Genomic DNA, 25351 nt, shown 5'->3' with positions numbered 1-25351 from the left:
AGGCGCGGGCAAAGGCTGGTAGAATCCGCTGATTCTTCAGTCAGGTTTCCGCCATGCATCCCGCAGCCGAACATTCGCCGCTGGGCAAATCCAGCGAATACATCGCCACCTACACGCCGTCCCTGCTGTTCCCGATTCCGCGCACCGCGAAATGGGCCGAGCTGGGCCTGACCGCCGAAACCCTGCCGTACAAAGGCGTGGATTTCTGGAACTGCTTCGAGCTGTCGTGGCTGCTGCCCTCGGGCAAACCGGTGGTGGCAATCGCTGAATTCAGCATTCCGGCGGACTCGCCGAACATCATCGAATCGAAGTCGTTCAAGCTCTATCTCAACTCGCTGAACCAGACACCGTTCGCCGACGTCGCCACTTTGGAAGCGACGCTGGTCAAGGATCTGTCCGCCGCTGCCGGCAAACCGGTGGGCGTGCGGGTGCGCAGTCTGAAAGACGTGGAAGCTGAAGGCGTGGTGGCGTTGCCGGGCGTGTGCATCGATGATCTGGATATCAGCGTGAGCAATTATGAGCACCCGCGTCCGGAGCTGCTGCGTTGCGACAATTCGCGCGTGGTCGAGGAGAGCGTGCACAGCCATCTGCTGAAATCCAACTGCCCGGTGACCAGCCAGCCGGACTGGGGCAGCGTCGTGGTGGAATATCGCGGCGCGGCGCTGGATCACGCCAGCCTGCTGGAGTACATCGTCAGCTTCCGCCAGCATTCGGACTTCCATGAGCAATGCGTGGAGCGGATTTTTCTTGATCTGCAGCGGTTGTTGAAGCCGGAGAAACTCACGGTGTTTGCGCGCTATGTGCGCCGGGGTGGGCTGGATATCAACCCGTATCGCAGCACTGAACAGGTGCAGCTGCCGAATCACCGGCTCGTACGTCAATAAAGAAACGGAATGTGCGATATCCCTTGTGGGAGTGGGCCTGCTCGCGAATGCGGTGGTTCATTCGACGATGATGTCGACTGACACGACGCCTTCGCGATCAGGCTCGCTCCCACAAGGGCTAGCATGCACATTTTGCAAATGAAAAAGCCCTGCCATCGCTGGCAGGGCTTTTTTGTGCGGCGGGGCGTCAGATGCCCATGCTGCCCAGCGTATTCATGATATTGCGCAGGGTGCCAGCGATCGCCGGGTGTTCGACTTCGAAGCGCTCGACCGCCAGGTTCACGCCGTCGGCGATGCTCGCGTCCTGGGTGGCAGTTTCCAGCTGGATTTCCGATTCGATCTGCGCCATCAGCGCATGCAGATCCTCACGCTCGGCTTCCGACAGCGGTGGATTGTGTTCCAGCTGCTCGCGCAGGGTATCGAGCTGTTTTTGCAGTTCTTGGGCGGGCATGGTGGTTTCCTTTTATCAATAGGCACTGGCATTGACCGCAGCCACGCGCCAAAGGTCTGTGGCTGACCTTTAGATTAATCCACTCTCGGTAAACCTGCATGACGCCGATCAGGGCTTTTCGCCTTTGGCGCGGCGCAAGCTGATGTCGGCGAGGCAGGCGTCCAGTTCGCCGAGATGATCGATCACCGAATGCACACCCAGGCCGAACAACTGTACGGTTGCCTTGCCGCGCAACTTTTCGCGTTCCTTTTGTGACAAAGCCTGCCACTCGCTCGGGCTCAGGCCGCATAGCGAGCCGCAGGACGCCAGGCCAATCGTCCATAACCCGGCATTCAGACCGGCCTGTAACAGGCGCGGCTCACCGCTGACCAGCACGCAGCCGTCGAGGCGGTCGATGTTCAAACTCATCAACGCCTGCCAGCACGCGTTGGGCGCTGGCCATGGATTCATTGTTGCTGAATGTTGCGTCGGTTTGATCCAGTCTGGCAGCGAGGCGGCCAGTGGCTGAGCGAGGGCAGGGGGCAATTCGTCGAGCCACGCGCAAGGAATTCCCTGGCGCTGCAAACTTTTCAGGCTATCGAGTGCGCCGGGTGTAGTTTTGGCATGTTCCGGCTGGGCGTTGAGCTGTTGCGCGGCGCGGGCACCGAAATCCACCAGGCAACCGCTCAGGCCGAACAGCACGGCAGTCAGGCCGGGCGCGGCGACGGGCAAGGTTTCGGCGTGAGTCATGGCAACGTCCCTGAAATAACGCTCAAGACTAGGCCGCGCGGGTGACAGTTGCATGACAGGCGGGTGAAAGCCTGCGTAGGAAACTTCCTGCATATCCTTGCAGCGGCGCACTGCCCAAATCGCCGTTTACGCTTATACTAGCGGCCTTAATGCTTGGGCCGAGAGGTCCGCGCCAGTATCAAATCCAAGGAGTTTTTCTATGCGCTGGAGCCCTTCGCTCACTCAGCTAAGTGTATGTGCCAGCCTGTTGCTGGCGCCGTTCGCCACCCAGGCGGCCACCGAAGAAGACCCTTGGGAAAGCGTCAACCGGCCGATTTTCCAGTTCAACGACTTCGTTGACACCTACGCGCTGAAGCCATTGGCGCAGGGTTATGAGTTCATCACCCCGCAGTTCGTTGAAGACGGCATTCACAATATGTTCCGCAACGTCGGTGACGTCACCAACCTGGCGAACAACATCCTCCAGGCCAAGCCGGCTGCAGCGGGCGTTGATACCGCCCGACTGATTTTCAACACCACCTTCGGTCTGCTCGGCTTCTTCGACGTCGGCACCAAGATGGGCTTGAACCGCAGCGACGAAGACTTCGGTCAGACCCTCGGTTATTGGGGCGTAGGCAGCGGGCCGTACGTGATGCTGCCGCTGATGGGCCCGAGCACCCTGCGTGACGCACCGTCGAAATACGTCGACAGCTTCACCGGCGCGTACCGCTACATCGACCACGTGCCGACGCGTAACTCGATCTTCGGCCTGAACATCGTCGACACCCGCGCCAGCCTGCTGTCGAGCGAGAAGCTGATCAGCGGCGACAAATACACCTTCATCCGCAACGCTTACCTGCAGAACCGCGAGTTCAAGGTGAAGGACGGTCAGGTCGAAGACGATTTCTGATTTCGACCAGCGACAGGAAGGCGACCCTCGGGTCGCCTTTTTTGTCCGCGCCAGAGCGTCGCCTGCGACTGCCGCTACCTTCCATCGGGTTACCGTGGGAGCGGTTCTTATAACTCCCGGTGATTTGACAAACAAAGTCGTCAAGCGACAATCGGCGCATGCTTGAAACGCTCTGCGGATGGGAGTACCGTCTGCGCCTTAGAAGGGCACCTCTGTTTAAAACCGCGCGCCAGGCGAATGCTTGAAAGCGCTGCAACAGAGAGGCTAGAAAGCGAATCCAGTAGTCTGCGCAGGGCCGTTGCCCCGCTCACTACGCCAACCTAATTCTGGCGCCGTTTGCCCACATGCCAAAAACCAGTGCCACGCTGCTGATAATCGATGATGACGAGGTAGTGCGCGCGAGCCTCGCGGCCTATCTGGAAGACAGTGGTTTCAGCGTCCTGCAGGCCGGCAACGGTCAACAGGGTCTTCAGGTATTCGAGCAAGACGAGCCCGATCTGGTCATCTGCGATCTGCGCATGCCGCAGATGGGCGGTCTCGAACTGATCCGTCAGGTCACCGAGCGCTCGCCAGAGACGCCGGTGATCGTGGTCTCGGGTGCCGGGGTGATGAACGACGCGGTCGAGGCCCTGCGCCTGGGCGCGGCGGATTACCTGATCAAGCCTCTCGAAGATCTGGCTGTGCTCGAGCACTCCGTGCGCCGGGCCCTGGATCGTGCGCGGCTGCTGCTGGAAAACCAGCGCTACAGCGAGAAGCTGGAAAAGGCCAACCGCGAGCTCGAAGCCAGCCTGAACCTGCTCCAAGAAGACCAGAACGCCGGTCGTCAGGTGCAGATGAACATGCTGCCGGAAAGCCCGTGGAGCATCGACGAATTCAATTTTGCCCACCAGATCATCCCGTCGCTGTACCTGTCGGGTGATTTTGTCGACTATTTCCGCGTTGACGAACGCCGGGTCGCGTTTTATCTGGCGGATGTCTCCGGGCATGGCGCGTCATCGGCCTTCGTCACCGTGCTGTTGAAGTTCATGACCACGCGTTTGCTCTTCGAGTCGAAACGCAGCGGTACCTTGCCGGAGTTCAAGCCTTCGGAAGTGCTCGGTCATATCAACCGGGGGCTGATCAGTTGTAAGCTGGGTAAACACGTCACAATGGTCGGTGGAGTCATCGACGAGGAGACCGGTTTGTTGACCTATAGCATCGGCGGCCATCTGCCTTTGCCTGTGTTGTACACGCCTGACAGTGTTCGTTATCTCGAAGGCCGTGGCCTGCCGGTGGGGCTTTTCAATGAAGCCACCTACGAAGACCACGTGCTTGAGCTGCCGCCGACGTTCAGCCTGACGCTGATGTCTGATGGCATTCTGGACCTTTTGCCGGAAGCAACGCTCAAAGAAAAAGAGGCTGCTTTGCCCGAACGGGTGAAGTCAGCGGGCGGCAGCCTGGATGGTCTGCGGCAAGTGTTTGGTTTGGCCACGCTGGGGGAGATGCCGGATGATATCGCCCTGTTGGTGTTGAGCAGGAATCTTCAATGAGTACCGGTAGAATCCAGTTCGCCGAGCAGGACGGCACCTTCGTCCTGAAGTTCGTCGGTGAAGTTCGCCTGACCCTGTGTTCGGCGTTGGATGCGACTATTGAGAAAATCTTCACCGCGCTGAATTTCAACGCGATCGTGATCGATTTGACCGAAACCCGCAGCATCGACAGCACCACCCTTGGCCTGCTGGCCAAACTGTCGATCCTGTCGCGGCAGAAGGTCGGCCTGTTGCCGACGGTTGTCACCACCCACGAAGACATCACTCGGCTTTTGCAGTCGATGGGCTTCGAGCAGGTGTTCAACATCGTCAACCACCCGGTGCCGTGCCCGGAGTGCCTGGACGACCTGCCGGATCAGGACCAATCCGAAGAAGTGGTGCGAATCAAGGTGCTGGAAGCGCACAAGATTCTCATGGGCCTGAACGATTCCAATCGTGAAGCGTTTCATGATCTGGTGAATGCGCTGGAGCGGCATTGATTCAGTGAATTGAGGATGCTTAGGCCAGCCTCTTCGCGAGCAGGCTCGCTCCCACAGAATCTTTATTCGACACACAATCGAGATCACTCACAAATCCCTTGTGGGAGCGAGCCTGCTCGCGAAGGCGGGCACTACCGATTTCCAACAGCCACAAAAAAGGGCGAACCTGTGAAGGTTCGCCCTTTTTGCATTCTACAAATCAAATCACAGCTTGGCCTGCAGCAACGCTTCCAGCTTCTCCTGGTCGCGGGCGAACTGACGGATGCCTTCAGCCAGTTTCTCGGTGGCCATCGCGTCTTCGTTGGACAACCAGCGGAATTGCGCTTCGTTGAGGCTCAGACGCGCTTCACCGGCATTGCCCGGCGCCAGTTTGCGTTCCAGCTTGCCGGTATCGGCGGCCAGCTTCTCCAGCAGTTCCGGGCTGATGGTCAGGCGATCACAGCCAGCCAGTTGTTCGATCTGGTTGATGTTACGGAAGCTGGCGCCCATGACCACGGTCTTGTAGTCATTGGCCTTGTAGTAGTTGTAGATGCGCGTCACCGACTGCACGCCAGGATCATCGGCGCCGGTGTAGTCGTTGCCGTTGGCCTTCTTGTACCAGTCGTAGATACGGCCCACGAACGGCGAAATCAGGAACACCCCGGCGTCGGCGCAGGCGGCGGCCTGGGCGAAGGAGAACAGCAGGGTCAGGTTGGTCTGGATGCCTTCCTTCTCGAGGATTTCGGCGGCGCGGATGCCTTCCCAGGTCGAGGCGATCTTGATCAGCACTCGGTCGCGGCCGACGCCGGCCTTGTCGTACAGCTCGATCAGGCGATGCGCACGCTTGAGGATCGCATCCTGGTCGAAGGACAGGCGCGCATCCACTTCGGTGGAGATGCGGCCCGGAACCACGTTGAGGATTTCCTTGCCCACTGCGACGCCGAAACGGTCGCTGGCCAGGCCGACATCACCCTTGCAGTCGCGAACGCAATCGTTCAGCAGTTCGGCGTAACCGTGAATGGCCGAAGCCTTGAGCAGCAGGGAAGGGTTGGTGGTGGCATCGGTCGGTTTGACTCGGGCGATCGCTTCGAAGTCGCCGGTGTCGGCAACCACGGTGGTGAACTGTTTGAGTTGTTCCAGCTTGGAAGTCATGGGCGTGCTCTATCCTATGGGTCTGAAGACATTACCCGAGCGCTGACGGGCACTCAAGGGTGCATTCGTGGATCGATGGCCCCGGTGGCAACAACCTGAAAACGATTGTTTGAAAGGTGGGGCGCGGTGTCGCTGAATACGATGCCAAAACAGCCCACAGGTTCAAAGCAACCGACCTGTGAACAGGCCGGTTGCCCATGTCCTACTCAGCGTTCAACACACCTTCCACGGACAACCGTGCCGGTTTTGGCTGACCGTCAGAGGTGAGAAAGCCGAAGTTCTTCTCGCGATCGTTGCTGCCCGAATCACTGTTCCGCCATTCATAGATAGAGGTCAGCGGAATATTCAGGCGTTTAACGTCGGTAATAAACGCGTTGATCTTGGTTGCTTGTCCCTCAGGACCACCGTTGGAGGCGAGGGCCGAAACCCCCCATTCACTGATGACCCCCGGCAGATTGAAGTTCTGTTGGATGAAGGTCTGTGCGTTGCTGATCTGCGTCGCGGTCATCCCATAAGGATGATAGGAAACCGCGTTGAGGCATTTCGGGTAATCGCTGACGATACTTTTCATCGCCACCGTCGATGCCGAGCCCGCGCTTGGCGGCCGGGCGAAGCCGAAGCCGACCCGTGGCGTCGTCTGCGGCTGGCCTTCGAAGGCCTTGCACATGCCGGCCATGAACGGCACGAACGTGGTGTCGAAATTGCGCGTCGGCCAATAGGTTTCCAGGTCCGGCTCGTTCCAGATTTCGATCGCCACCAATTGCGAACTCCAGGTTTTTTCCAGCCCGGTCACGGTGTTGGCGAACTTACTGCCGGCGGCGTTCAGCTCTTCGGGCGAAGTGGCCGGCAGTGCCTTGATTGCGCGCACAGTCAGCAGCACCGGCAGGCCGGCGGAAGCGGCGGCGGCAAAGGCGTCGCTGACCTGTTTCTGATACGTCTTGGCGGTGAGGCTGTCGCTCCACACACCGAAGCGCACAAAGCTGAAGCCTGCTGCCTTGATTTGCGCGGCATCGGCGGCGGTGAAGCTCTGGATCTTGACTTGGACGCCGATGGTTTTTGCTGGAAGGTTGGGGAACAGCTCACTGGCGTGAACCTGGCTGGTGGCACCGAGCGCCATCAGGGCGAGGGCGGCGAGTTTATTGCGCTGTGCTGTTTTCATGTCTGCTCTCCTGAAGAGAATGACAACTACGAATATTTATCCCGTTACTCAATTTCCGATAACGGTGATGTCACTAAGTGCGCGAATGTTATTTTTTGTCAGGAAAACAGCAACTGAAAATCACAGTTATTTTTAGTCCGCTAATTGTGGTTGGGGCGGCTTAAAACGCTGTGGTACTTAATGTTCCTGTACTAACAGGGCGAAGCTATTTCTGAGTGCAGGAAAGTCGTGAGGGTTCATTAACTTTCACGGCATGTTGGCTGTTTGATATTACACAGGAAAGCAAGACTTGTTCAAAAAGATCCTCGTTGTCTGCGTGGGCAATATATGCCGAAGTCCGACGGCTGAACTGCTGCTGCGCAACGCGCTGGGCCCGTCCGCCATCACTGTGTCCTCTGCCGGCTTGTCCGCCCGCGTGGGCGAGGGCGTGGAAGCCTCGGCGCGGCAGGTTCTCGAAGAGCACGGGCATTGCGCCGAGGCCTTCAAGGCGCGGCAACTGACTTCGGACATCGTCAATGACTCGGACCTGATCCTGGTCATGGAAAAAGCCCACGTCAATCAAGTGCTGAAGATTGCCTCGCACGCCAGAGGCAAAGTGTTTCTGCTCGGTAAATGGCAGAGCGAGCGCGAAATACATGATCCGTATCGTCAAGGCAAAGCCGCGTTTATTCATGCCCACGCATTGATTGAAGATGCTGTTAGTTCATGGGCGAAGCGTCTCGGGCATTGATGAATCTTCTTCAGAACAGTAAATGGTAAGAACAGACTTATGCAGTTACCGTCCGTAATCGGCACCCGCGACAATGATCAAGACAGTATTGATCTGCTCGGCATCTTCGGCAGCCTGATCGACCAGAAGTGGCTGATCGGCGCGCTGACCGGTGCCTTCATGGTCACCGGCGTCGCCTATGCGGTGCTGGCAACGCCGGTGTACCTGGCGAACGCGCTGGTGCAGGTCGAACCGAAAAAGAACGACATGCTCGGTTTCTCCGACCTCAACAGCATGCTCGGCGGGCAATCGCCGTCGGTGACCGAAATCGGCATCATCAAATCCCGCGCGGTGATCGGCAAAACCGTTGACGACCTGCGCCTGGATATCGACGTCACCCCCAACACGTTCCCGTTGATCGGCGGCTTCCTTTCGCGGCGCTATCGCGGTGACAGCGAGACCAGCGTCGCGCCGCCGCGTTTCGGTTTGAACAGTTATGCCTGGGGCGGCGAACGTCTGGAATTCACTCGGCTGCAATTGCCGAAAGACCTGCTCGGCAAGAAACTCACCCTGGTCGCCGGCGAACAGCAGCGTTTTCAACTGTTCGATGAAAACGACAATCTGCTCGCCGAAGGCGTGGCCGGCGAAGCGTTTGCCAACGACGGCGTGGAAGGGCAGATCGCGCAACTGGCGGCCAACCCCGGCACGCGCTTTCAGGTGGTGCGCAATCCACGCATCGTGACCATCCAGGGCTATCAGGACGCGCTGGATATCTCCGAACAAGGCAAGGAGTCGGGGATCATTCGTCTGGCGCTGGCCAGCTCCGACGCGGCCGAGGCGGTGAAGATCCTCAACAAGATCGCCTCGCTCTACGTCGAGCAAAACGTACGGCGCACTTCGGCGGAAGCCGCGCAGAGCCTCGCTTTTCTGCAAAGCCAGTTGCCCCAGGTCAAGCGTGATCTGGCCAAGGCCAGCGACGCCTTGAATGCCTACCAGACCCACGGCAAGACCGTGAACATCTCGCTGGAAACCCAGTCGGTGCTGGGCCAGTCGGTGGCGCTGGAAACGCGCATCTCCGAGCTGAAAATGCAGCAGGCCGAACTCGATCGCAAGTTCACCAAACAGCACCCGGCCTACCGCGCCTTGATGACGCAGATCGGCGAGCTGACCCAGCAGCAGAAATCTCTCGAGGGCAAGGTTCAGGACTTGCCGGCCACTCAGCAGGAATTGCTCAACCTGACCCGCGACGTCGAGGTGGCTTCGCAGATCTACACGCAGTTGCTGAACAAATCCCAGGAGCTCGACATCGTCCGCGCCGGGGCCGTCGGCAACGTGCGCTTGATCGACACTGCCGATGTCGACCTGACCAATCCGATCAAACCGAAGAAACCACTGATCGTGCTGATCGCGACATTGCTCGGCGCGTTTGTCGGCGTGGCGCTGGTGCTGCTGCGCAAATCCCTTAGCCGAGGCCTTGAAGGTCCAGAAGGCATCGAGCAGTTGGGCCTGCCGGTTTACGCGTCGATTCCCTACAGCGCCTTGCAGGAAGAAGAGGACAACAAAAAGGGCCGCGCCCGCGATGGCGTCGACAAGCCTGCGTACCTGCTGGCGCTGCGCAACCCGACTGATCTGTCGATCGAATCGATCCGCAGCCTGCGCACCTGCCTGCACTTTGCCGGGCTCGATTCGACCAACAACCGCATCATGATTTCCGGGCCGAGCCCGCAGGTCGGCAAGACCTTCGTTTCGTCCAACCTTGCGGCGGTCATGGCCCTGAGCGGCCAGCGCGTGGTGCTGATCGATGCCGACATGCGCAAAGGGCACCTGCACAAAACCCTCAACACGCCGATCAGCAACGGTCTGTCCGACCTGCTGGTCAAGCGCTGCACCCTCGAACAGGCGATCAACAAGGTCGAAGTCGACAACCTGCATTTCATCAGCCGGGGGCAAGTGCCGCCCAATCCTTCCGAATTGCTTATGCACGCCAACTTCCGCGAACTGCTGGCAGAACTCAGCGAGCGCTACGACCTGGTGATCATCGACACGCCGCCACTGCTGGCAGTGACCGATGCCGCCATCGTCGGTCGCGAGGCCGGCATCAGCCTGATCGTCACCCGCTTCGGGGTGAACCCGGCCAAAGAGATCGAACTGACCATTCGCCGCTTCGCCCAGAACGGCATCGAGTTGAAAGGCGCGGTGTTCAACGGCGTCGAGAAGCGTGCGGCCAGCTATTACGGCGGCACTGGCTATTACAACTACGAATACGCGTCCGACAAATCCTGATGGTTGCCGATTGTTCTTTCCTGTTTGAAGTGGGTGAGTTGTGAAAAAAATACTGCACGTGGCAGAGACGATCAAAGGTGGCGTGGCGACGGTGATCCGCACGATCTCGGCATCGCCCGAAGACGACGCAGCGGATTATCAACTGGTCTATCTGGTGCCCGAGGATCAGGCCAAGGAGCTGCACGGCATCGCCCCGCAGCAGGTGCGCACCTTCCCGCGCAGTGGCCGCAACGTGCCGTCGCTGCTGCGTTTCGCCTGGCGTCTGAGCCAGGTGCTGCTCAAGGAAAAGCCCGACGTGGTGCATTTGCACAGCACCTTTTCCGGGGTGATCGGCCGTGTTGTGTGCGTGCTGTTGCGACCATGGCGCAAGCCGAAAATCGTCTACTGCCCGCACGCGTTTTCGTTCCTGATGGAAAGCTCGCCGACCAAGCAGAAAGTCTATGCGTGGATCGAGCGCGTGCTGCAGAAAGTCACCGACGTGATCATCTGCGTCAGCCAGTACGAGCTGGATAAAGCCGCGCGTTTCGGCATCGAGCGCAAGCGCATGAAGCTGATCTACAACGGCATTCACCACAAGGACGACGCACCGAAGAGCGTTGGCGCCGAGCCGATTCATCTGCTTTTCGTCGGGCGCCTGGATTACCAGAAAGGCTTCGACGTGCTGCTCAAGGCCTACGCCAAGGTCAATCGCAACGACCTCAAACTGACGGTGGTTGGTAGTGCGGTCAACGAAGACTCGGTCGAGTGCCCGCCGATGGATTCGGTCGAGTACCTGCCGTGGGTGACGCCGAGTGAAGTGCAGGCGCTGTATCAGAAAGCCGATGCGCTGATCGTGCCGAGTCGCTGGGAAGGCTTTGCCATGGTGCCGCTGGAAGGCATGGCCATGGGGCTGCCGGTGATTGCCAGCAACTGCACCTCACTGCCGGAACTGGTCACCAACGAAGTGTCTGGCTACGTCTTCCCGTCCGGTGATCACCAGGCGCTGGCCGACGTGTTGACGATCATCCAGAAGCCGCGCCTGCTCGACCTTGGCAATGAAGGCCGGAGCATTGTCCGCGAACGCTTCAGCGCCGCGTTGATGATCCGCCAGACCTACGACCTGTATCACGCTCCCACTTATTAAGTAGAACTCAAGCTTATGAACGTAACGATTTTGCATGGCTACAGTGCGTCCAACTCCGGTGACGGTCTGCTCGTCGATCTGGCCATTGCTCTGGTGCAGCGTAACTTCGGTGACGACACCGCGATCAGTGTCGTGGCGTCCGACCCTGAGTCGTTCAATTACTTGCCGCACCCACGTTTCGATGCGCCGGTAATGGCGGCCAAGGGGCTGGGCCGGGTCAAGCAAGCGGTGTTTCTCAATCAGTCCTACGCCGGGCTCGCCGATCTGCTGAAGAAAACCGATCTGATCGTCGGTGTCGGCGGCGGCTACATGCGTTCGAAAAGCGCCTTCGAGCACATCAAGCTGAAGCTCGGCCACGCCAAGCAACTGGAAACCGCGATCCTTAGCAAAGTGCCGTCGGTGTACCTGCCGCAGAGCATCGGCCCGTTCCACGGCGAGAGCAGCAAGATCGTTGAACACTACGCCAGCGCCGATGCGGTGTTCGTGCGTGACAACCGTTCCTCGGCCATCTTCGATGCTTGCGAAAACGTCTACCGCGCGCCGGATCTGGCCGTGCAGTCGCTGGCGAGCAAGATTCTTCAGCAACCGAAATTCACTCGCTGTGCTGCCTCGCCGGCGACAGTCTGCGTGGTGCTGCGCAAGCCGCCGGAGTGGAGCAAGGAGAAGAAGGTCGCTTACGTGGCCAATCTGAAACTGCTGCTGCAGCGTCTGAAGAACAAAAGCAAAGTGGTCTGCGCTGTGCAAAGCGCGGTACGTGGCAACGATGACGGCGCGTTCTACCGCGAGCTGGGCATCAACGAAGATCTGCTGTCGCTGAAGGCAACCATTGCCAAGTACCAACCGGACCTGGTGATCTCGGTGCGTTTGCATGGCGCCATCGAATCGCTGCTCTCCGGCGTGCCGGCGTATCACATCAGCTACGAGCGCAAAGGCTTTGGCGCCTATCAGGACATGGGCGTCGAGGACTGGGTGATCAACGGCGGCGATATCGACGTCGACACCATCATCAACACCGTTTACGCGCCCAATGCCTTGGCGGATTTCGGCAAGCGCCTGACCGACACTTGCCGCGAGATCGAGGCGAAAACCGTGGCCATGGACGAAATCATCAAGGGTGTCGTTCGATGATATTTCGGCTGTTGCTTCGCGGCGGAGCCTTGGGCGCGAAGTTCTTGCTGGTGTTGGCCATCACCCATTACCTCGGTTACGAGGCGCTGGGTTTTTACGGTGTGGTGGTCGCGGCGTCGTTGATCGCGTCGAAGTTCTACAGCGTCGGCTTCAGTTCCGAAATCAACCGGCTGATCAGCGTCGGCGGCAGCTCGCGGCGGGTGGTCGACAAGGTTCTGCTGCTGTATCTGGCGGTGGGGCTGTTGTTGTCGGTACTGACGGTGCTGGTCTATTCGCTGTTTCAGTCGGTGGAAGCGACCGCCACGCTGATCCTGTGCGTGACGCTGGTGTTGCTCACCGAGCACCTGTCGTTCGAAATCAATTCCTTCGTGTTTTCCGCGCAGAAAGCCACCGCCGGCGCTCTGCTGTTCTTCATCAAGACTGGCCTGTGGGCGGCGTTGGCGGTGGGCGGCATGGTGCTCGGCTGGGTCGCGGGCATCGCCAGTGTGTTGTGGCTGTGGGTCGTCGCCAACGTGCTGGTAATCATCGCCGGTTATTTGATCGTGGTGAACGTGCACAAGGGCCGCGAAGCCGCGCCGCTGGACACCGCGACGGTGTGGAAGGCCGGGTTGCCGTTCTATCTCGGCACCGGTCTGATCGCCCTGAGTCAGTACGCCGAGCGCTTTCTGATCATCGACCTCGAGCCCTACGCCAGCCTCGGTAAATATGTGTACGCGTGGTCCGCGGCCAACACTTTGCAGGCGTTGTCGTACGCGGTGGTGGCGGTGGTCGGCATTCCGGTGCTGGCCAAGCGTTTCCAGGCCGATCAACAGGCGTTCACGGTCAGGCAACTGTTCGTCAACAAATGGGTGATGCGCTCGCTGGTGGTCTCCGCCGTTGTGGCCGTGGCGATCTATGTGTTTTTCAATGTGTTGCTCGATTACGTCGCCAGCAGCGTGCCGCGCCCGGATAACGCGCTCCTCGCGGTGCTGATTTTTTCCTTCGCTTTGCGGGCGATTGGCGACATCGTCTGGGGCGGTTTGATTGCTTCGAAAAACAGCCGGGTGTCGCTGGCCAGCTCGACGCTCTGCCTGCTGATTTCAGTGCCGATCAGCTATGTGCTGATCAAGCATTACTCGATCTACGGCGCGGCGTGGGGCAACGTTTTCGCCATCGTCGTGCAGCTCAGTGTGATTGCAGTGTTGACCCGTGTCACCGGCGCGAAAAAGGTTGCGCTGTCATGGGCCTGAAATTGCCGCGCATCGAGTTTCGTGGGCGCAAATTCGATTCGTCGATTTCCTTTCTGATCCTGTTCACCGGGCTGTTTCTGTCAGTGGCGATGCCGCTGTTGGTGCCGCGTGATCCGGGGCCGGATGCGATGACCTTGTGGTCGTCGTATGCGCGTGCCGACAACTGCAATTTCTGGAACCCGTTCTCGCCGGATCGCTCGTCCTACGAGTGTTCGGCGTTCCTGCTGCGGCCCACCGGGATCAACCTGACCAACGCCTGGGCCTACGGCATGTTCTGCAATTTCTTCCTCACCGCAATTCCGGTGGTGGTGTTCCGGCGCATGCCGTTGACCATTTTCGGCACCCTGTGCCTGTGGGGCATCGTGCGCTCGTTTTTCCTCGAGAACCTGACCAAGGAAATCATCGTGTCGGTGGCGGTGTTGAGCATTCTGCTCAGCGCATTGACGCGCAAATATCGCGGCGGTTTTTTCCTCTCGGCGGTGATTTACGGTGTGCTGATCCGGCCGTACTGGATCCTGTTTTCGCTGTCGTGGGTCGGCGTCTGCGTGATGAAAAAGTACGTCTCGCGCTTCACCTTCTTCCTGATGCTGTTCCTGTTTTATCTGGCGGTGGCCATGGCCATTCAGCTGGCGTTGGGCTTTCCGGTGTCATCGATCCGCGCGAGCAACAACGAGCTGCGCACGGCGGGCGAGGAGGGCTCGAAGTCGCTGATCGTTTCGTGGCTCAGCGGCAGCGACTTCGTCTCCCAGGCGCTGGATTCGATGATCATTTTCTTCCGCCTGTCGTTCCCGGTTGAGCTGATTCTGCTGTCCGGGCCGGGGCAGGTGATCTTCGTTGCGCTGATGATCATGACCGCGCTGCTGCTGTTCAAAGTCATCACTTCGACCGACTACAAGGGCGCGCCGATCCAGACCAAACCCAAGGAACTGATCGCGATTCCGCTGGCGTTTCTGTTGGTGCAAGGCTTGTTCGAGCCGGACTTCGGCTCCTTCGCCCGCCACTTCTCGATGGTGGTGCCGGTGTTGTTCGTCGGCCTGGGCTTGATGCTGCGCGCGAACAAACCGGCGCAGGTCGAATCAAGAATTCTCACTTAAGGCAGGTGCTCTATGTCGAGCAAGAAAAAATCCCTGGAAATCGAAACCCTGCGCGGCCTGGCGTGCCTGCTGCTGGTGCTCTATCACGTCATCGGCCCGCTGGGCGGCGGCTTGAAGATCGACATCGGCTCGCCGTTCCGGGTCATCGCCGACTCGATGGTGTACGTGCGCATGCCGCTGTTCACGTTTATCTCCGGCTACATCTATTCGATCTACAAGATTCGCGGCAATGACTTTTCCGCCTTCTTCGTCGGCAAGGTGCGGCGGCTGATCGTGCCACTGTTCTGTGTCGGCGTGCCGTTCTCGGTGCTGCAAGCGGTGGGGCCGGGGGTGAACAAGGACGTCGGCGTGATCGACGCGTTGTTGTCGTTCTGGGTGCCGATCAACCACTTCTGGTTCCTGCAGGCGGTGTTCAGCATTTTCATCTTCGTCGGTTTGCTGGAATGGCGCGGCCTGCTGCGTTCGGCGACGCGGTTGTATGGCTTGTTTGCGTTTGCGGCGGTGTTGTTCCTGCTGCCGCCGTTGCCGTTGGATGCGTTCGGTATCAACGGTGCGATTTATCTGCTGCCGTTTTTTGTTGCAGGGATGATCGGTCAGGAAAATGTCGATGTTTTGAAACAGCGTTTCAAAGTGATCGGGCCGCTGCTGTTTGTGCTGATCTCGCTGACGCTGTTGTACGTCGCGGCGATTGATCGTGAGCTGATTGTCGATCGCCGCAGCCTGATTGGTTTGACCGTGGGTTGCGTGTCTTGCATCGCGTTGCTGTCGAGTGACATGCGCTCGAAAGCGCTGACCTGGCTCGGTGGATATTCCTATGCGATTTTCCTTTTCCATGTGCTGTTCGCAGCGACCTCGCGGTTTGTCCTTGGGCGCCTCGGCGTGAAGGATGAGAGCTTGCTGGTGCTGGGTGGTCTGAGTTGTGGATTGCTCGGGCCGGTGGTGCTGGCGATGGTGTGCAGCCGGTTCAACTTCACTTCGGTGCTGTTCCTTGGCGAGCGCGCGGCGAAGAAAAAAGCACCGGTGATTGTCGCTCCGGTGGTGCAGACGCAATCATCCCTGTAGGAGCTGACGAGTGAAACGAGGCTGCGATCTTTTGATCTTTTGTCGTGGCTTGCGAAGATCAAAAGATCGCAGCCTCGTTTCACTCGTCAGCTCCTACAGTGGATTCGTGCAAGTCACACCATCCTTGTGGGAGCGAGCCTGCTCGCGAAGGGGCCATCCCGGACAAAGGAAATATTCAATGATGCCAGTAGACGCCCCTCAACCAGCCGCCACCTCGGCCATCACGGTAGACGATGCCCGCCAGCGCTTTACGCAGTGGCGCGAGGGCAAGGCCGGCAAGGTGCTGGCGGTTTCGGTGATCGGCGATAGCTACACCGCCGGGCAGGATTTCTACCTGAACAAACTGGTGCAGCGAGTGGCCGCCGAAGCGGGTTTCGCCGGCCCCGGTTACGTCGGTTTCAACCACGGCGCGGCGCTGGGCGGCACGCATTTCAAATACACCCGCAGCAGCGACAAATACTTCGGCGGCGGCTGGAAGGTTTCCGAGCTGGGCCAGGCCAGCCCGGACAGTCGCACGATCAGCGGCAAACCCGGCGCCTGGTTGCAAGTCGATGCCAGCCCTTCGCCGCGCATCGATACCACGGTCACTCAGGCGAAACTGTTGTATCTGGGCAACGGCAAATCCGAAGAGCTGCGCTATCGCTGGTCGCCCGCGCAAGCCTGGCAACCGTTGAAACTCGCAGGCTCAGGCGTTCAGGAAGTCGCGCTAGCGGGCGTTCCATCAGCCGCAGACTGGTCATTCAGACTGGAAGTGGTGAAGGGCGCGCCCACGTTGTTCGGCCTTTGGATGACGAATGATGAGAAGGGCATTCGGGTGTCGAAACTGGCGGCCTCCGGCGCGGCATCGGCGGATTTCTATCACGCCGATCCACAGTGGCAGGCGCAGTGGAAAGCGGTGGTGTCGAAGATTCCGGCCGACGTTTACCTGATCATGCTCGGCGGCAACGATCAGGGTTTCGGCGTCAAACCTGCGCAGTACCTGCAAAACGTTCAGGGCCTGGTGAGCATGCTGCGCGAGATTCAGCCGGCGGCGAGCATCAACCTGATCATGCGCCAAGACACCACGCGCTCCAGCGCTTATCCGATGTCGGCCTACGCGCAGGTGCTCGAACCGTGGGCGCGTGAACAGCAGCTCGGTTTCGCCAACCTGCAATGCGCATTCGGCCCCGACGTCAAACGCTACGCCAGCGCGATGATCGGCCCGGACAAGATTCATCCGTTGCCGGCCACGGGCGGGAAGGTGATTGCCGATTATTTTTATGGCTGGATCATGGGGCACGAGACTGGGTGCGGCAGCGCTGCAAAAATTTGAATGTGGGAGCGAGCCTGCTCGCGAAGGCGCCGTGTCAGATACCGAAATGCTGACTGTGCCGCCGCTTTCGCGAGCAGGCTCGCTCCCACAATGGATCGGCGTGACGCCCGGGTGATCAGGCGTCGTGCTTGAAGGCGTCGATGAGCCCCAGCAGTTCGTCAAGCTTGCGCGGCATCAACCGCGCATCACAGCGGGTCTCGACGTTAATGATGATCGCCGGATCGTTGCAGCAGATGCGCACGCGAAAGCGCCAGTCGCTGAAGATCACTTTCAGGCCATCGCGGTCATCCATTTCCAGCGCCTGTTCGCCATACAACGCCTTCAGGTGCGCGAGTAGCGGATAGGGATCACGCAGCGGCCGGCGAATATCGCCGGACGCAGGAAACACACCGATCCGCTCCACCAGCAGAATCGTGCCCAGCCAGGTCTCGTTGGCGCTGGGCAGCGGTTGATGGCGCGACAACCAGCTCATCACCCCGAGGTTGCCCACCTCACGTTCAATCTCTGTCGAATGTTGTGCAATGTTCATGGTTGCCTGCCTCTGGTGATGGGGGGCCGTCTCAGCGGCCCTTGAGGTACACGTTGTCGTAGCAGAAATTGGTCGCTTGCAAGTAACCCTCGGCATCGCCGCAATCAAAGCGCAGGCCTTTGAATTTATAGGCCAGCACGCAGCCGTTTTGCGCCTGTTTCATCAGCGCGTCGGTGATCTGGATTTCGCCGCCCTTGCCCGGTTCGGTGTCGGCGATCAGGTCGAAGATGTCCGGGGTGAGGATATAGCGCCCGATGATCGCCAGGTTCGACGGCGCGTCCTGCGGCGCCGGTTTTTCCACCATGTTGTTGACTCGGTAGATGCCCTCGGAAATCAGCTCACCGGCAATCACCCCGTACTTGTGGGTCTGGTCGGCCGGGACTTCCTGGATGGCGACGATCGAGCAGCGGAATTTCCTGTACAGCTCAATCATCTGCGACAGCACACCGTCGCCTTCCAGGTTCAGACACAGGTCGTCGGCCAGCACCACGGCAAACGGCTCGTCGCCGATCAATGGGCGACCGCTGAGAATGGCGTGGCCCAGGCCTTTCATTTCCACCTGACGGGTGTAGGAGAAGGTGCAGGTGTCGATCAGTTCGCGGGTGCCGGCGAGGAATTTCTCTTTCTCGGTGCCACGGATCTGGTGCTCGAGTTCGTAGCTGATGTCGAAGTGGTCTTCCAGCGCGCGCTTGCCCCGGCCGGTGACGATGGCCATGTGTTGCAGGCCGGCGTCCCGTGCTTCTTCAACGGCGTATTCGATCAACGGCTTGTTGACGATCGGCAGCATCTCTTTCGGCATGGCTTTGGTCGCCGGCAAGAAACGCGTGCCGTAGCCGGCAGCGGGGAACAAACATTTACGAATCATAAAAGTATCCTGGACAGTCATGGAACACAGGCGACGGTTGCGCACCAGAAAGTGGCGGCAAGTTTCAATGATTATTGAAGGCTTACTTTAATACCCGAGTCAGGTTGTTGCTGGCAATTAGTTGCGCTGTTAAAAAGCGCTAATGTTATGAGATGTCGACTACTTGGTTATTAGTTATTTTTAGTCGGTATCTGTCGATAGTGATAAGTGTCCAGTGAGTGCTAATAAGTACCCGTCAAACAGTTTGACCGGCAAAAATAATTTTTGCCAGTGGTTGAACTGAATTTGTTTGAGGTTGTTGTCGCCCTGTTTGTGTGAATTGCTCCGCATATCCACCAGGCATGGCTTGACACGCTACCGGGTATTTATTCAATGACGGACCGCGCTATGAAGATTCTGGTAACGGGTGGTGCCGGCTATATCGGCTCGCATACCACACTTGCATTGCTTGAAGCAGGTTATGAAGTTGTCGTTCTGGATAATCTTTGTAACAGCAGCGACGCAGCACTTCACGCCGTTGAAGCCATTTGCGGCAAAAGTGCGTGGATGATTCGCGGCGATGTCTGCGATCGGCCGCTGCTCGACCGGATTTTCCGCGAGCATCAGATCGACGCCGTGCTGCATTTCGCCGGGCTCAAAGCCGTGGGCGAGAGTGTGCGCAAGCCGCTCGAATACTACGAAACCAACGTCGGCGGCAGCATCACCCTGTGTCAGGCGATGGCAGCGGCGGGGGTGTTCCGGCTGGTGTTCAGTTCCTCGGCGACGGTGTACGGCGAGCCTGAAGAGATGCCGATTCGCGAGGATTTTCCTACGGGCAATCCGACCAATCCCTACGGCCAGTCCAAGCTGATCGTCGAGAACGTGCTGCGCGACCTGAGCCTCGCCGAGCCGCGCTGGAGCATCGCGCTGCTGCGCTATTTCAACCCGATCGGCGCCCACGCCAGCGGGCACATGGGCGAAGACCCCAACGGCATCCCGAACAATCTGGTGCCGTATATCAGCCAGGTCGCGGTCGGCAGCCTGCGCGAGCTGTCGATCTTCGGTAATGATTACCCGACCGCCGATGGCACCGGCGTGCGCGATTACATTCATGTCGTCGATCTGGCGGATGGGCATTTGAAAGCGTTGCAGTCGATCAGCGAGCGCACCGGCATCCACACCTGGAACCTCGGCACCGGCGATGGCTACAGCGTGCTGCAAGTGCTGCATGCGTTCGAACAGGCCTGCGGCCGCCCGGTGCCTTACCGGATGATGCCGCGTCGCGCCGGTGACATTGCCGAGAGTTTTGCCGATGCTTCGAAAGCGGCGAAAGAACTCGGCTGGAAAGCCACGCGCAACTTGCAGGACATGGTCGCCGACACTTGGCGCTGGCAATCGAATCATCCCAATGGTTATTCGCGATGATGGCCATTTAGTCCGATGTTAGTTTCAGTCAGGTTGTTAGATAACGTCGGGAAATTACACTGGCAATGCCGTTTGCAAATCCGTAGATATAAACCTGCCGTTCGACTTTAGCAGTTGCGTAGCGCTGTGAAAGAACAACGGATCTTGTTCGCGCTCTTTGCGGACTTGAAAGCTACCAGCTCTGACACAGACCTGTTTTTTAACAGTTCGAATGTTAGAAAGGAGTTGTTATGAAAAAAGTGATGGCAGTTGCCCTGTTGACGATGTTGAGCAACTGGGCTGCCGCCGCTGAAGCGCCGTTGACAGCGGTAACCAATGTAGGTGGCAGTGTGGCGGCTTCGCAAGCGCCCGCGGCCAGTACTGCAATGGTTGCCAGTGCTGTAGCGGCGTCCAACAGCGGTGGCAGTGCCAACGGTGGTACCACCGGTACGACGGGTACCACCGGTACAACCGGCACGCATAACTAACAGGAACATTTGTTAGTGCAGTACAGAGTCGCCCGACGCAAGTCGGGTGACTTTGTTTTTTGGATTCGCCCTTGAATAGCGTAGTGCCATTATGACTCGTAGTGTTTATCTTTTAATGTTGGCAAGTCTCGCTTTGCAAGGTTGCATGTTTTCCCCCGGCCAGTACCTCAGCACCAGCGATATCACCCGCCAGGGTGCCAGCGAAAGCAGTCGGGTCGAGCTGATTCCGATCACCCCGAAGCTGATCGCCATGAACCGCGCCACCCAGAAGCGTGAGTCGCTGCCGGCGGAGCTGCTGGTGACGCCGGCGGAATATCGCATCGGCAACAATGACGTGCTGTACATCACCGTCTGGGATCACCCGGAGCTGACTGCCCCCTCCGGCGCGCAACAACAGATCGATGCCAACGGCCGTCTGGTGCGCTCCGATGGCACGCTGTATTACCCGTTCATCAAGGAAGTCCAGGCCGCCGGCCGGACTATCCAGCAACTGCGCGCGGACATCGAACAACGCCTGTCGGCATTCATCGCCGAGCCGCAGGTCGACGTCGCGGTGCTGCGCTTCGCCAGCCAGAAAGTCGTGGTCACCGGCGCCGTCACGAAGGCCGGCCCGCAAGCGATTTCGACCAATCCGCTGAGCGTGGTCGAAGCCCTCGGTTCCGCTGGCATCGACACCAACAATGCGGACTTGTCCGGGCTGCTGCTGACGCGCAACGGGCGGGTGTATCCGCTCAATCTCGACTCGCTCAATCAGCAGGATTCCGAACTGCAGAACGTCTACCTCAAGGGCGGCGATCAGCTGTATCTGCCGTACAACGACAACAAGCGCATCTACGTCATGGGCGAAGTCAACCAGCCGCGCGCGCTGAGCTTCAAGACCGCAACCATGAACCTGTCCGACGTGCTCGGTTCGGTCGGTGGCCTGAGTCAGACCAGTTCCAACGGCAACGCGGTGTACGTGATTCGCGGCGTGGAAAATCTCGACGTCGAGCCGGCGAAGATCTATCAGCTCGAAGCCGAATCGCCGACCGCCATGGCGCTGGCCTCGCACTTTCAGGTGCGGCCGCAGGATGTCGTCTACGTCGGCCCGGCCAACGTTACGCGCTGGAACCGTTTCATCAGCCAGTTGGTGCCGTCGGCGTCGATTGTCGGCACCGGAGCTTCGGCAGCGAAGAACTGGAGCGAATACAGCAACAACAGCAAATAAGGCCGCCCGACTGTGAACCTATTGAAAGTGGGCGTCTGCCTGATGGCGGCCTCGTTGCTGTGCGGCTGCAACCCGCTGATGAGCGCATCGCTGAACAACCTCAAGGCCGCCGTCGTCGGCCCCGACGAGGTTGATGTGACAGCGGCCGAAGTCGCCGGGGTCAACTACCCGCAACTGAAACTGACCACACCGTCCGGCTCAGGCGTGCTGGCGCTGGTGCGCGAGCGTGAAGACCTGCAATTCTGGGTCGCCTCCGGCAAGCAGGTTTTGCTGCTGCGCGATGGCCTCGCCGTGCGCAGCATCGGCCTCGGTCTGCAGGGCGATCTGGATGGCACGCGGCTGGCCGATGACTCGCCGTTCAAGCAAGGCCTGCACCACGTCGCCGACGGTTTCACCACGCGGCGCTGGATCGATTTGTACAAGGGCCAGGAAGTCGGTGTGATCGTCAACAGCCGCTTCTCGCGCCGCGCCACCGAGACCCTGGAAATTCTCGGCAAGCCTTACTCGGTGCTGCGCGTCGATGAACAGATCGACGCCCCAGCCATCGGCCTCAGCGCAACCAACCGTTACTGGGTCGACCCGCGGGACGGTTTCATTCTGCAAAGCGAGCAACAACTGACCTCGCAATTGCGCGTCAAGCTGGTTCAGCTGACTCCTGATCGCAGGCATCTGCCGTGAAGCGCTTAAGCATTTTGGCTGCGGGTCTTTTGCTGATCGCTGGGGCGAGTCAGGCCGCTGTCACTGTGTCCGGCGACGTCGCCAATCCCGGGCCGATTGCATTGCCGCCGGGTGGACGCCTGTTCGATGTGATCAGCGAAGCCGTGCCCAATGCCGAAGGCTATTGGCTGGCGGGCGGCTTGTTGCGCCAGTCGCTGGTCGAGGAACAGACGCGGCTCAAGGTTGGTGTGCTGTTCGATCTCGAGGTGCTGCAGCGCATGGCGACGCTGTTTAATCGGCCAAGCCGCGCGGCACTGGCACAGCGCGTTGCTGAAGAAGTTCGACAGATGCCAGTGACCGGGCGGCAGATCGCTGACCTCGATCCGGTGGCGGTGGAAGTCGGCTTCGCGCGCAACATTCGTCTGGATGACGGCGATCGGCTGATCTATCCGAAACGGGTTGATGAAGTGCAGGTGTTGGGCGCGGTCACCGAGCCATGTCACTTGCCGTACCAGCCATTGCAGGAGGCCCGTGAATACCTGGAAGGCTGCTCGATTCTCGACGATGCCGAGGCCGATTATCTGTGGTTGATCCAGCCCAACGGCGTCTCGCGGCGCGTCGGCATCGCGCACTGGAATCGCGAGTCCGGGCAGTTTCCGGTGGCCGGAAGCAGGATTCTGGTACCGATAAAAAATGATGATCTTGATCCGCCTCTTCCTGAATTGAATCAGCAGTTGGCCGAATTCATTGCCACGCAGCTGGCCGAGGTGGTTCGTTGAAGTTAAGTTTTGCAGCTGTGTTGTTATTGCCCTGCGGTCTGGCTCACGCCGAGCCGCGCATCACCCAGAGTGACTTCGGTGGCGCCGGTCTGTTGCAGACGCCGACGGCGCGCATGGCCCCGGCCGGCGAGCTGAGCGTCAATGCCAACCGCACCGATCCCTACAGCCGCTACAGCGTGTCGTTGCAACCGCTGGACTGGCTCGAAGGTTCGTTCCGCTACACCGCGATCACCAACCGGCCGTACGGCTCGGAGGCCCTCAGCGGCAGTCAAAGCTACAAGGACAAGGCGGTCGACGCCAAGGTACGCCTGTGGCAGGAAAGCCACTGGGCGCCGGAAGTGGCGCTGGGCTTTCGAGATATCGGTGGTACCGGTTTGTTCTCCAGCGAATTCTTCGTCGCCAACAAGCGCTTCGACAATTTCGACTTCAGCGCCGGCATTGCCTGGGGCTACATCGGTAATCGCGGCGACTTCGACAACCCGCTGGGCTACGTCAGCAATCGCTTCGATACGCGCCCGGCGCTGGAAGGCACCGGTGACGTCAACTCCGGCTCATACTTTCGCGGCAAGCCTTCGCTGTTTGGTGGCGTGAGCTACCAGACGCCCTGGGATCGGCTGAGTCTGAAGCTTGAATTCGAAGGTAACGACTACAAAAACGAGCCGAAGGATAACGAGATCAAACAGGACTCGCCGATCAACCTCGGTGCGGTGTTCAAGGTGACCGATTCGATCGATCTGAGCGCTGCCTGGGAACGGGGCAATACGGCGATGTTCGGCGTGACCTTTCACACCAATTTTGTCAGCCGCAAGGCGCCGGCCAAGACCTACGACCCGACCCCCGAACCGCTGCCGGTGAAGGCGCCGACGACCTCGATGGAACAGGTCAACTGGGCCGATGTGTCGCGGCGTTTGCAGCAGAATGCCGGGTACAAGGTCGAGCGCATCAGCCAGCGCGATTCCGAACTGATCGTCTATGGCGAGCAGCAGCGTTATTTCCATTCGTCCAAAGCCGTTGGCCGCGCGAGCCGGATTCTCGACAACAGCGTCAACGACGACATCGACTGGTTCACCGTGGTCAACAAGCGCTACGACCTGCCGCTGGAAGAAACCAGCCTGCCGCGCCAGACCTTTCGCGAAGTGATCAACAACGAAGAGCCGTTGGAGGCGCTGCACCGCACCACCGAAATCAACCCGGCGATGCCGCACAACGAGAAAACCCTCTACACCGAAGCGCCGCAGCATTTCAGCTATGGCGTGGGTCTGGGCTTCAAGCAGAACGTCGGCGGCCCGGATGGTTTGCTCTATCAATTCAGTGCTGATGCGGACGCGGAATATCGCTTCAACCGCAACACCTGGTGGAGCGGTTTGCTCAGCGCCAACCTGGTCAACAACTTCGACAAATTCGTCTACGACGCGCCGAGCGGATTGCCCCGCGTGCGTACGGACCTGCGCCAGTACCTGACCACGTCAAACACGACCATGCCGTTGTTCCAGGTCAGCCATGCCGAGCAGTTGGATAAAGACCTGTACGGCATGGTTTACGGCGGTTATCTGGAGTCGATGTTTGCCGGCGTCGGCGCGGAAGTTTTATTCCGCCCGACCGGCGAGCGCTGGTCGCTGGGCGCGGACCTGAACTGGGTGCGCCAACGCGATTTCGATCAGGGCTTTGCCTTGCGCGATTACTCGGTCGTGACCGGGCATATCACCGGCTATACCGATCTGCCGTTCGACACGCTGGCGGCGGTCAGTGTCGGTCGTTATCTGGCCGGAGACTGGGGTACGACCGTGGACATCTCGCGCGAGTTTTTCAACGGCGTGCGCGTCGGTGCCTGGGCGACCATCACCACGGCCAGCAGCGCCGAATATGGCGAAGGTAGTTTCGACAAAGGTCTGTATCTGTCGATCCCGTTCGACGAAATGATGAGCATGTCGACCATGCGCCGCGCCAACCTGGTCTGGGCGCCACTGACCCGAGATGGCGGCGCCAGACTGAGCCGCAGCTATCAACTGCACTCGATGACGGATAGCCGGGAAGGGGACATGTTCTATCGCAACTTCGAGAAGATTACCGAGTAAGGGCTGGTCTGTGGGAGCGAGCCTGCTCGCGAAGGCGCCGGCGCATCCAACATCTTCATCGCCTGGCACAACGCTTTCGCGAGCAGGCTCGCTCCCACAGTAAATCGGCATCACGCCACACATCCCGGCCATAACCCAAACCCCTCTGTGGGAGTGTTACACCACAATTTCCCCCAA

General features: G+C 59.3%; 24 protein-coding genes. 18 read left to right on the top strand and 6 right to left on the bottom strand.

The window, feature by feature from the left end:
- The first annotated feature begins 53 nt into the window (after positions 1-53).
- On the top strand, positions 54-884 hold the full coding sequence (queF, locus tag ND528_RS11925) for an NADPH-dependent 7-cyano-7-deazaguanine reductase QueF (RefSeq protein ID WP_130912521.1): 831 nt from the start codon (positions 54-56) through the stop codon (positions 882-884).
- Positions 885-1071: 187 nt separating this feature from the next.
- On the opposite strand, the gene ND528_RS11920 is transcribed toward queF, so the two are convergent.
- Together ND528_RS11920 and ND528_RS11915 are read right to left on the bottom strand one after the other, a co-directional pair.
- A complete protein-coding gene (locus ND528_RS11920; RefSeq protein WP_016775472.1) occupies positions 1072-1335 on the bottom strand; it encodes a DUF4404 family protein in 264 nt (87 codons plus the stop codon).
- 108 nt (positions 1336-1443) lie between these two features.
- On the bottom strand, positions 1444-2064 hold the full coding sequence (locus ND528_RS11915; protein WP_130912522.1) for an HAD family phosphatase: 621 nt from the start codon (positions 2062-2064) through the stop codon (positions 1444-1446).
- A 199-nt stretch (positions 2065-2263) separates the two neighbouring features.
- Between ND528_RS11915 and ND528_RS11910 the strand changes: the two genes are divergently transcribed.
- The 3 genes from ND528_RS11910 (at position 2264) to rssC (ending at position 4961) form a co-directional block, all read left to right on the top strand.
- On the top strand, positions 2264-2953 hold the full coding sequence (locus ND528_RS11910) for an MlaA family lipoprotein (RefSeq protein WP_016775470.1): 690 nt from the start codon (positions 2264-2266) through the stop codon (positions 2951-2953).
- 344 nt (positions 2954-3297) lie between these two features.
- Entirely contained in the window at positions 3298-4482 is a 1185-nt protein-coding gene (gene rssB, locus ND528_RS11905; RefSeq protein WP_130912523.1) for a two-component system response regulator RssB, read from the top strand.
- Positions 4479-4961 (top strand): anti-sigma factor antagonist RssC, encoded by a 483-nt coding sequence (gene rssC / locus ND528_RS11900; RefSeq protein WP_003226553.1) that lies wholly within the window; start codon positions 4479-4481, stop codon positions 4959-4961. The genes rssB and rssC overlap by 4 nt, the downstream gene beginning before the upstream one ends.
- A 204-nt stretch (positions 4962-5165) precedes the next feature.
- On the opposite strand, the gene tal is transcribed toward rssC, so the two are convergent.
- Complete coding sequence (gene tal, locus ND528_RS11895) at positions 5166-6092, bottom strand: transaldolase (RefSeq protein WP_016775468.1); 927 nt, start codon at positions 6090-6092, stop codon at positions 5166-5168.
- A gap of 202 nt (positions 6093-6294) precedes the next feature.
- On the bottom strand, positions 6295-7251 hold the full coding sequence (locus ND528_RS11890; RefSeq protein ID WP_263470387.1) for a cellulase family glycosylhydrolase: 957 nt from the start codon (positions 7249-7251) through the stop codon (positions 6295-6297).
- 289 nt (positions 7252-7540) lie between these two features.
- On the opposite strand from ND528_RS11890, the gene ND528_RS11885 reads away from it, so the two are divergent.
- The 8 genes from ND528_RS11885 (at position 7541) to ND528_RS11850 (ending at position 17191) form a co-directional block, all read left to right on the top strand.
- The gene (locus ND528_RS11885; protein WP_016775466.1) at positions 7541-7981 is read left to right on the top strand and encodes a low molecular weight protein-tyrosine-phosphatase; all 441 of its coding nucleotides are present in this window, start codon (positions 7541-7543) and stop codon (positions 7979-7981) included.
- Positions 7982-8020: 39 nt separating this feature from the next.
- Positions 8021-10243, top strand: a complete 2223-nt coding sequence (locus ND528_RS11880; protein WP_263470386.1) for a polysaccharide biosynthesis tyrosine autokinase — start codon at positions 8021-8023, stop codon at positions 10241-10243.
- A gap of 40 nt (positions 10244-10283) precedes the next feature.
- Positions 10284-11366 carry a glycosyltransferase gene (locus ND528_RS11875; RefSeq protein ID WP_263470385.1) on the top strand — a complete coding sequence of 361 codons (1083 nt, stop codon included), beginning with the start codon at positions 10284-10286 and terminating at the stop codon, positions 11364-11366.
- Between the two features lie 15 nt (positions 11367-11381).
- Positions 11382-12494 carry a polysaccharide pyruvyl transferase family protein gene (locus ND528_RS11870; protein WP_041477306.1) on the top strand — a complete coding sequence of 371 codons (1113 nt, stop codon included), beginning with the start codon at positions 11382-11384 and terminating at the stop codon, positions 12492-12494.
- Complete coding sequence (locus ND528_RS11865) at positions 12491-13723, top strand: oligosaccharide flippase family protein (RefSeq protein WP_330221313.1); 1233 nt, start codon at positions 12491-12493, stop codon at positions 13721-13723. Before ND528_RS11870 ends, ND528_RS11865 begins: the two co-directional genes overlap by 4 nt.
- On the top strand, positions 13714-14817 hold the full coding sequence (locus ND528_RS11860; protein WP_024013616.1) for a hypothetical protein: 1104 nt from the start codon (positions 13714-13716) through the stop codon (positions 14815-14817). Before ND528_RS11865 ends, ND528_RS11860 begins: the two co-directional genes overlap by 10 nt.
- Before the next feature lie 12 nt (positions 14818-14829).
- Complete coding sequence (locus ND528_RS11855) at positions 14830-15879, top strand: acyltransferase family protein (protein ID WP_263470383.1); 1050 nt, start codon at positions 14830-14832, stop codon at positions 15877-15879.
- A 178-nt stretch (positions 15880-16057) separates the two neighbouring features.
- Positions 16058-17191, top strand: coding sequence for an SGNH/GDSL hydrolase family protein (locus tag ND528_RS11850; protein ID WP_263470382.1), 1134 nt, complete (start codon positions 16058-16060; stop codon positions 17189-17191).
- Between the two features lie 115 nt (positions 17192-17306).
- On the opposite strand, the gene ND528_RS11845 is transcribed toward ND528_RS11850, so the two are convergent.
- Together ND528_RS11845 and galU are read right to left on the bottom strand one after the other, a co-directional pair.
- A complete protein-coding gene (locus tag ND528_RS11845) occupies positions 17307-17720 on the bottom strand; it encodes a mannose-1-phosphate guanylyltransferase (RefSeq protein WP_016770593.1) in 414 nt (137 codons plus the stop codon).
- A 31-nt stretch (positions 17721-17751) separates the two neighbouring features.
- Positions 17752-18585 (bottom strand): UTP--glucose-1-phosphate uridylyltransferase GalU, encoded by an 834-nt coding sequence (gene galU, locus ND528_RS11840; protein ID WP_263470381.1) that lies wholly within the window; start codon positions 18583-18585, stop codon positions 17752-17754.
- 387 nt (positions 18586-18972) lie between these two features.
- Here galU and galE point away from each other — a divergent pair, with 387 nt between their 5' ends.
- The 6 genes from galE (at position 18973) to ND528_RS11810 (ending at position 25174) form a co-directional block, all read left to right on the top strand.
- Positions 18973-19989, top strand: coding sequence for a UDP-glucose 4-epimerase GalE (galE, locus tag ND528_RS11835; protein WP_016775458.1), 1017 nt, complete (start codon positions 18973-18975; stop codon positions 19987-19989).
- Positions 19990-20219: 230 nt separating this feature from the next.
- Positions 20220-20456, top strand: coding sequence for a hypothetical protein (locus tag ND528_RS11830; RefSeq protein ID WP_016775457.1), 237 nt, complete (start codon positions 20220-20222; stop codon positions 20454-20456).
- A gap of 91 nt (positions 20457-20547) precedes the next feature.
- Positions 20548-21663: a polysaccharide biosynthesis/export family protein gene (locus ND528_RS11825; protein ID WP_172667912.1), complete on the top strand. Its 1116-nt coding sequence runs from the start codon at positions 20548-20550 to the stop codon at positions 21661-21663.
- A gap of 12 nt (positions 21664-21675) precedes the next feature.
- Positions 21676-22341: a YjbF family lipoprotein gene (locus tag ND528_RS11820; RefSeq protein ID WP_263470380.1), complete on the top strand. Its 666-nt coding sequence runs from the start codon at positions 21676-21678 to the stop codon at positions 22339-22341.
- Positions 22338-23099 (top strand): capsule biosynthesis GfcC family protein, encoded by a 762-nt coding sequence (locus ND528_RS11815; protein WP_262136114.1) that lies wholly within the window; start codon positions 22338-22340, stop codon positions 23097-23099. The genes ND528_RS11820 and ND528_RS11815 overlap by 4 nt, the downstream gene beginning before the upstream one ends.
- Positions 23096-25174 (top strand): YjbH domain-containing protein, encoded by a 2079-nt coding sequence (locus ND528_RS11810; RefSeq protein WP_263470379.1) that lies wholly within the window; start codon positions 23096-23098, stop codon positions 25172-25174. Before ND528_RS11815 ends, ND528_RS11810 begins: the two co-directional genes overlap by 4 nt.
- Positions 25175-25351 lie beyond the last annotated feature (177 nt).

It is taken from the genome of Pseudomonas mercuritolerans, assembly GCF_025706525.1.
Classification (GTDB): Bacteria; Pseudomonadota; Gammaproteobacteria; order Pseudomonadales; family Pseudomonadaceae; genus Aquipseudomonas; species Aquipseudomonas mercuritolerans.
The sequence above is the reverse complement of the archived record's forward strand: the minus strand, read 5'-3'. Positions and strand labels throughout refer to the sequence as shown.